The sequence below is a fragment of the Pseudoxanthomonas sp. LjRoot204_2 genome (assembly GCF_056175765.1).
In genome coordinates this window covers 1-7,658 of record NZ_JBGFFG010000145.1, presented here as the reverse complement: position 1 = coordinate 7,658, position 7,658 = coordinate 1, and the positions used below count along the sequence as shown (strand labels likewise).

Annotated in this window: 4 protein-coding genes and 1 pseudogene; 3 read left to right on the top strand and 2 right to left on the bottom strand. The window is 71.7% G+C overall.

What is annotated here, in order from left to right:
• Positions 1-1,262, bottom strand: a pseudogene (locus AC04L7_RS08670) (S9 family peptidase); the annotation flags it as partial.
• A gap of 163 nt (positions 1,263-1,425) precedes the next feature.
• Here AC04L7_RS08670 and AC04L7_RS08665 point away from each other — a divergent pair.
• Both AC04L7_RS08665 and AC04L7_RS08660 read left to right on the top strand, forming a co-directional pair.
• Positions 1,426-1,683, top strand: a complete 258-nt coding sequence (locus tag AC04L7_RS08665; RefSeq protein ID WP_296278919.1) for a YcgL domain-containing protein — start codon at positions 1,426-1,428, stop codon at positions 1,681-1,683.
• A complete protein-coding gene (locus AC04L7_RS08660; RefSeq protein WP_475512836.1) occupies positions 1,676-4,972 on the top strand; it encodes an ankyrin repeat domain-containing protein in 3,297 nt (1,098 codons plus the stop codon). The genes AC04L7_RS08665 and AC04L7_RS08660 overlap by 8 nt, the downstream gene beginning before the upstream one ends.
• A gap of 9 nt (positions 4,973-4,981) precedes the next feature.
• On the opposite strand, the gene AC04L7_RS08655 is transcribed toward AC04L7_RS08660, so the two are convergent.
• Positions 4,982-6,772 carry a monovalent cation:proton antiporter-2 (CPA2) family protein gene (locus AC04L7_RS08655; RefSeq protein WP_436000630.1) on the bottom strand — a complete coding sequence of 597 codons (1,791 nt, stop codon included), beginning with the start codon at positions 6,770-6,772 and terminating at the stop codon, positions 4,982-4,984.
• Positions 6,773-6,845: 73 nt separating this feature from the next.
• On the opposite strand from AC04L7_RS08655, the gene AC04L7_RS08650 reads away from it, so the two are divergent.
• Positions 6,846-7,658 (top strand): energy transducer TonB (locus AC04L7_RS08650; protein WP_475512835.1); only part of this gene is annotated, 813 nt, incomplete at its 3' end.

Below are 7,658 nucleotides of genomic sequence, written 5' to 3'. Positions count from 1 at the left end.
GACAGACCCGTCGCCGTGTAGAGGTGCGAGTAGCCGGACTCTTCCGACAGCAGCCACAGCGTGCGGTTGTCCGGCAGCCAGCCGAACTGGTTGAAGCCCCAGTTGATCCAGGCCTCGTCGCTCAGGCGATGGCGCGGCAGCAGGCGGGCACCCGCCAGGTCGACGGTGGCGATCCAGCGGTCCTTGTTGTCGACCGCATGGATCTGCACCGCGGCCTGGGTGCCATCGTTCGTCCAGGCAATGGCACCGCCGTCGCTGTCGTTCTCCACGCGCACGTCGCGGTTGCCCTTCAGCGGCTCCTGGCCGGCCTTCTTGCGCAGCGCGGCGAGCGGATCCCTGTCGATGCCGGGCAGCGGATCGAACGCGAGCGGCTTCACGCTGCCGTCGGCCAGGTCCAYGCGCCACAGCGCATGCGGCAGGGGCGCGTTGCGTCCCACGCGGGTGCGCACGTCCTGGAACTCCTCGTAGCCGGATTCGGTCACGTACTTGGGCATCTTGCCGGCCTGTCCCGGGTCGGCCCCCTTCTTGCGGGTCACCACCAGTAGCCAGCGGCCATTCGGCGACAGCGAGCTCGCTTCGATCTCCACGTCGTTGCCGAGGTACACCGGTGCGGGCGCGCGGGTCGGGTCGGCCTTGCGCCACGCCTCCGCCTGCTTCTGCGCGTCTTCGCGCTGGGCACGGTCGTCGGCCAGCGTGCGGAGGGTGCGCAGCTGCTGCGCGCGCAGGGCGTCGGCCTTCGGCGGCGCCAGCGGATCGCGCTCGGCCTTGAGTTCGGCGAAGGTCGTGGTGCCGGCGCCGGCCGTCCAGCGGTACCAGGTGGAGCCCGCGCGCCAGATCACCGCGCCGTCGTGGGCAAAACGTGCCTGCTGCTCAGCGTCGTTGGTGCGGGTGACCTGGGTCAATGCGCCGCTGCGCAGGTCGCGCACGAACAGGTCGCCGTTGCGCGACAGCAGCATGCGCTGGCGATGGACGTCGTACACCGGGCTGGCGGCATCCAGGCCGGCGCGCCGGTCGTCGCCGACGCGATGCGCGGCGCCGCCATCGAGCGCTTGTTCGAAGGTATCGCGCACGAGGCTGCTGTCGCGCTTGAGGTCGTACTGGACCTGCTTGCCGTCCCACGACCACCAGGCGCGCTCGACCGGCGGGCCGATCCAGTCCGGCTCCGCCATCGCCTGCTCCAGCGTGAAGGGTGCGGTGGTCTGTGCGCGTGCGGACGGCGCGAGGGCGAGCGGCAGCAGCAGGGCGAGCAGGACGGGGCGCATCGGGCATCCGTTAGTGCGAGGTGAAGGGCGCAAGATTACCAGCCCCGTCGTGCGGTTCCGGCCGCCGATGGTCATGCGCGGGCGTCAACGCGCGCGGGTTTCGCGCCTACCGCATTTCCCGCACAATCTCCGCTTGTCCATACGCGGGGCGCGACACGCGCGCATGCAAGCCTACGTCTACAAGAGCCAGCGCAAGGCCGACACGTTCGTCTACCTGGCCACGCGCGATGGATTCACCCTCGTGCCGGAACCGCTGCGCACTCAGTTGGGCGATCTGTCGTTCGTGCTCGAAGTGGCCCTGACCCCGGACCGGAAACTGGCGCGCGAGGATGCCGCCGTCGTCCGCGAGAACCTGGCCGCGCGCGGATTCCATGTGCAGTTTCCGCCGCCGTCCGATCCGCGCGTCCGTGCCGATGCCTGAGTCGCGCCTGCAGACCCGTCCCGTCGCCGTCGCTGCCCTGCTGGCGGGCGTGCTGCTGGCGGCGCTGGGGGGATGGACCGGTGGCGTGGTGGCGGCCATCGCGGCCTGCCTCGCACAACCGGCGATCGCCCTGGCCGTGTCGTGGCTGCGCGGCACGCGCGTGCTGGCACCGGCCCGTGCCTGGCGGGAAGACCTGCCCGCGCTGCTGCTGGCCTGGGGCATCGCGTTCGCTGCCAGCGCCGCGTTGCTGGCCTGGCCGCTGGCCTCGCTGCACGACAGCGGCAGCCTGCCGGCGGCGCTGGGCGTCAGTGCGGTGGTCGGCGCGGTGATCGTGGGACTCTGGCGCACATGGCCACTGTGGCACGGGCTGGAGCGCGACGGCGGAGCGCTGTCGGCCCACTGGCGCGGGCTGGTCGAGCGCGACTTCCATGCCTGGCGTGGGCTGGCCGTGGCGACGCTGCTGGCGCTCGCCGTAGGCGGCGGGTTGTGCCTGGCGTGGCCCGGCCTGGTGCCCGATGCAGCGCGCGTGGTGGCGGCCATCGTCTACGCCGTGTCCCTGCCGCTCCTGCACCTGGGCGTGCAACGGCTGCAGGGGGCAGGCGTCCTGCCGGTGGTGGAAATGCCCGACGGCGATGTCGACGTCGACGCCTTCGCGGAGGTTCCGGTCTCCGCCGGACCGGTGACCGACCTGGAGCAGGCGCTGTTCGACGCCGCGCGGACCGGCCGCGTCGAGCGCGCGCTGGAATTGATCGACGCCGGCGCGGACCCGCATGCGCTGCCGGCAGAAGGCGCGCGCGACCAGCGCAGCCTCGGCGCCCTCGCTGCGGTACTGCCCGACCTCCGGCTGCTGCGCACGCTGATCGCCCACGGGGTCGACCTCAACCACGCGCATGCCGGCGTCACTCCGCTGCTGGCGGCGACGCGCGACAGCTGGCATGGCCGCCCCGATGCCGTCACGACCCTGCTGGCCAACGGTGCCGACCCTCGCATTGCCGACGGCGATGGCAACACGCCGCTGCACCACGCTGCCCGCAGTTCCGACCCCGGCGTGGTGGCACTGCTGCGCGACGCGGCGGCGGAACTGGATGCACTGAACCACGATGGCCTGACGCCGCTCGGCGTCGCCTGCGTGGCCGGCAACTGGCGGCTGGCGAAGTTCCTGCTCGAACGCGGTGCGCGCCCTGACCCGCAGGGCGGGCAGCCGGTGCTGCTGGCCGCTGCGTCCACCGAAGAGGACGACCCCGCGGGCGTCCAGTTGCTCCTCAAGCACAAGGCCAAGGTCGACGCGCGCGACGCGCAGCGCCGTAGCGCCCTGCACGAAGCTGCCTTCGCCGGCCACGCCGAGATCGCCGCAACCCTGCTGGCGGCGGGTGCCGACGTGCATGCGCGCGACAGCCAGCAGCGCACGCCGTGGCTGGAAGCCGCCCGCGGCGGGCATCTGGCCATGCTGGAAAAGCTGGCCGACGCGGGCGCCGATCGCGCCGCCGTCGACGCCGGGCATCGCAACGCCCTGATGCTGGCGTGCACCGCGGACCATGCCTCGCCCGCGCTGGTGAGGCGCTTGCTGGAATGGGGTGTCGATCCTGCCGCTGCCGATGCGGAAGGCCGGCGCGCGGTCGATGCAGCGGCCGAAGCCGGACGCTGGGCGCTGGTGTCGGCCCTCGATCCCGGTTACGCGTTGCCCACCGCCGTCGCTGCGGCCGACGACGAGACGCCGCCCGACCGTGCCCCCTCGGCGCTGCTGCGCRACGGCTTGGCGAGCGGGCAGTTCGATGGTCTGGATGCGCTGGCGCGGCTGTGCTCCCGCGACGAACTGGGTGCACTGCTGCACGACGCCGACATGCAGCGGCCCGCGCGCCTGGCGTGGCTGCTGCGCCACGGCGCCGACCCCGACACCCGCAATGAGCGTGGCGACAGTCTGGTCTTCGCCGTGCTGGCACAGGGCGTCGCTGGCCAGCCCGCGCTGGCCACCCTGCTGGCACGCGGGGTATCGCCTTCCGGCGCCGGCGGTCTTGCGCGTTTCATGGCGGCCTGCGCGGCGGACGACCAGGCGGCGCGCGCACTCGAATCCTGTGCCCTGGACCTGCTGGAACGTGGCGCCGATCCGTTCGCGTCGTCGGGGCAGGGCGATCCGGCGTTGTCCCTGGCGGTGCGCCTGGGGTGGCAGCGCGTGCTCGACCGCCTGCTCGACATCGGCGTGGACCGCGAAGCGCGCGACAGCCACGGCATGACGGCGCTGCATCTGGCCGCCGTGCTGGGCCGCGAGACGGCGCTCAAGCACCTGGTCGCGAAGGGGGCCTCGCCGGATGCGCGTGCAGCCGATGGCCAGACCCCGCTCGGCGTCGCCCTGGCGTGCGGGCGTCGCGACCTGGCCGACTGGCTCGACTGGCGCCTCTGGCCGCTGCCGCGGCGCGCGCTGCGTCCCGCCGACCTGCCGGCAGCGGCGATGGCCGGTGATCGCGATGCCGTGCGACGCCTGCTGGATCTCGGCTTCGATGTCGATTCTCCCGATGCGCAAGGCTGCACGGCGCTGCTGCGCGCCGCGGGGGGCGGTTTCACGGCCGTCGTCGAGCTGCTGCTCGCGCGCGGCGCCGACGCGCAACGTGCCGCCCATACCGGCGCCACGCCGCTGTCGGCTGCGGTGAGCATGCGCCAGGTCGAGATCGTCGGCGCGCTGCTCGCGGCCGGCGCCGACATCGAATACCGCCTGCCCGGTGGCGTGACCGTGCTGATGCTGGCCGCGGCGCTCGGCCTGCCGGAGATCGCCGCCCGCCTGATCACCGCCGGCGCCAACGTGCAGGCCGGCGATGCGCAGGGCCTCACGCCGCTGCACTGCGCCGCGCTCTACGGATTCACCGCCCGCGAGAAGCCGCGGTTGCTGGCGCTGCTGGATACGCTGCTGTTGTCCGGTGCGGAATCCGAAGCGATGGCGGCAGGCGCGGTGACGCCGCTGCTGCTGTTGCTGGGCGCGCGCGCCGAACCGGGGACCGCGTGCGACGAAGAGGTGGTGCTGGCGGGCCTGGAACGCCTGCTGGACGAAGGCGTCTCGCTGGACGTGCAGGATCCGCGCGGTTTCGGTCCGCTGCACCTGGCGTCGCTGCACGGCCTGTTGCGCGTCGTCAGCCGCCTGTTGCGGGCAGGCGCAGATCCGGAGCTGCGGGACACGCTGAACCGGACGCCGCGCGAGATCGCGGTGATGCGCGGATTCATCGACGTGGCGGCGGAATTCGTTCCCGCCACGCCGGGCGCCGGCGCATCGATGGCCCGCTTCCTCCGCGACCGCGGCTGACGCGCGCGCTCACTTCGCCGGCGCGTCCTGGCCGGTCGCATCGGCCTCGAACAGTTTCTCCAGGTCGCTGACCGCATCGCGCGCGGTCTGGATCACCGCGCCGTCGTCGTCGTACACCAGGTACTGCGCCCGCAGCAGCTTCTCGTCGTGCTGGCGGAACCGCCGCGCGTGTTCGGCGGCGGTTTCCGGCGGCATGCCGAGTTCCACCAGCACCTGCTGCGCCATCTCGAGGCTCGACCCCAGCGTTTCGCGATAGGCCTCCGCACTCAGGTCCATCAGCCGCCACGCATGCTGCCGGTTGCGCGCACGCGCCAGCACGCGCGCGTCGGGGAACATGCGGCGGATCAAGCGGGTCGCCTTGATGTTCGTGTCCGGGTCGTCCATGGCGATCACGAACACCTTCACGTGCTGGCCGCCCGCGGACCTCAGCAGGTCCGGCCGGGTCGGATCGCCGTAGTAGAGCCGGATGTTGCCGAACCGCCGCAGGGTGTCCACCGTCTCGGGGCTGTGCTCCAGCGCGACGAACGGGATGCGCTGCGCGGTCAGCAAGCGGGCGACGATCTGGCCGAAGCGGCCCATGCCCGCGATCAGCACCTGCGGCTGCTCGTCCGGGATCTCGTCGAACGAGCGCGGCGCGGCCGTCGGCCGTTTCACGTCGGCAAGCAGACGGTGCAGGCCCAGCAACAGCAAGGGGGTCAGCGCCATCGACAGGCCCACGATCGCACTCAACTGGTTGCGCAGCGCCACGTCCATCAGCTTCACGCGCGCGGCCTCGCTGAACACCACGAAGGCGAATTCGCCGCCCAACCACAACGTGCCGGCCAGCATCAGCGCGCTGCGCGGATCGAGCCGGCCCGGCCAGCGGCCGACGCCGAACAGCAGGGCGAACTTCACTGTCAGCAGGATCAGCACGCCCGAGGCGATCAGTTCCGGCTGCTCGGCCACCGCATCCAGGTCGATGTCCATGCCGACCGCGATGAAGAACAGCCCCAGCAGCAATCCCTTGAACGGATCGATCTGCGATTCCAGCTCGTGGCGGAACTCCGAGTCGGACAGCAGCACGCCGGCCAGGAACGCGCCCAGGCCCGCGCTCAGGCCGGCCAGCTGCATGAACCAGGCGATGCCCAGCACCACCAGCAGCGCCGTGGCGGTGAACACCTCGGGCATGCGCGTGCGCGCGACGATGCGGAACAGCTGCCGCAGCACCAGGCGGCCGCCGAGGATGACGACGGCGATGGCACCGACGGCATGGAACACCATCGTCCACGTCAGCGTTTCGTTCTTCGCGCCGCCGAGCAGGGGGATCGCGGCCAGCAGGGGGATCGCCACCAGGTCCTGGAACAGCAGGATCGCGAAGCCGAGGCGGCCGTGCTCGCTGGTCAGTTCCTTGTGTTCGGACAACAACTGCAGGCTGACGGCGGTGGACGACAGCGCCAGCCCCAGGCCGACCACCAGCGCGGTCTTCCAGTGGTGTTCGAACAGCAGCGCGACGCCGCCCAGCACCAGCGCGCTCAGCAGCACCTGCAGGCCGCCGGCGCCGAACACCGGTTTGCGCATCACCCGCAGGCGCGAAGGCGACAGTTCCAGGCCGATGACGAACAGCATCATCACCACGCCGATCTCCGCGGCGTTGAGGATGCGGTCGGCATCGCGCACCAGCGCCAGCCCGTCCGGCCCCAGCACCACCCCGGCCACCAGATAGGCCAGCACCGCCCCCAACCCGAACCGCTTGAACACCGGCACCGCGATCACCGCGGCCAGCAGGAACACCAGCGCCAACTCCAGACCACTACCGTGCATGCGTCACCTCGCGGGGATAGTATGCGGCGGACAGGGTCACGACGGACCCGTTTCCAGGGATCGAGGAGAACGTATGAAGCAGCGCATGGCCTGGCTGGTGTGGGTGCTCGTGGGGCTGGTGGCGTTCGCGCAGGGCGCCCATGCGGAGGGCCCGCGTGCCGTCCGCAAGCAGGTCGAAGGCAGCATGCTGGTCACCGGCATGATCACCATCCGCACCGATGGCAGCGTGGCCGCCGTGGACCTGGACACGCCGGACCGGTTGCCGGAGGGCATCGCGCCCTTCGTGACCCAGGTCGCGACGTCGTGGCGCTTCGAGCCGGTTCTGGTGGAAGGCGTCGTCAGGCAGGTGCGCACGCGGATGAGCGCCCGGCTGGTGGCGAAATCGACCGGAGACGGCAAGATGCAGGTCACGGTCCGGGGTGCGGACTTCGGGGACTACCAGGCCATGCCGGCGGAGGAGCGCATCAGCAGCATTGGCATGAAGCCGCCGGGTTATCCGATGGCGGCGGCCCAGGGCGGCGTCCAGGGAACCGTGTACCTGCTGTTGAAGATCGGCCGTGACGGCACTGTCGACGACGTGGTCGCGGAGCAGGTGAACCTGCGCATGGTCGCCAGCGAAGGGCAGATGCGCCAGTTCCGCGAGCGCTTCGCGCGCGCGGCGATCGGCGCGGCGCAAAAGTGGACCTTCAATACCCCCACCCGCGGTGATGCCGCGGAGCAGCCGCACTGGGTCGTGCGCGTGCCGGTCGATTTCAACTTCGGCGAGAAGCCCCGCTACGGCAAGTGGGAAGTCTATGTGCCGGGCCCGCGCGAGCATGTGTCCTGGGCGCAGGACGACGAGCGCCCCGGCTTCTCGCCCGACGCGCTCGCGGAAGGCGGTGTGCAC

Bases quoted from the DNA above. Each gene is read 5' to 3' on its own strand.
- AC04L7_RS08665 (WP_296278919.1), top strand. From the start codon at position 1,426: ATGCAAGCCTACGTCTACAAGAGCCAGCGCAAGGCCGACACGTTCGTC.
- AC04L7_RS08655 (WP_436000630.1), bottom strand. From the start codon at position 6,772: ATGCACGGTAGTGGTCTGGAGTTGGCGCTGGTGTTCCTGCTGGCCGCG.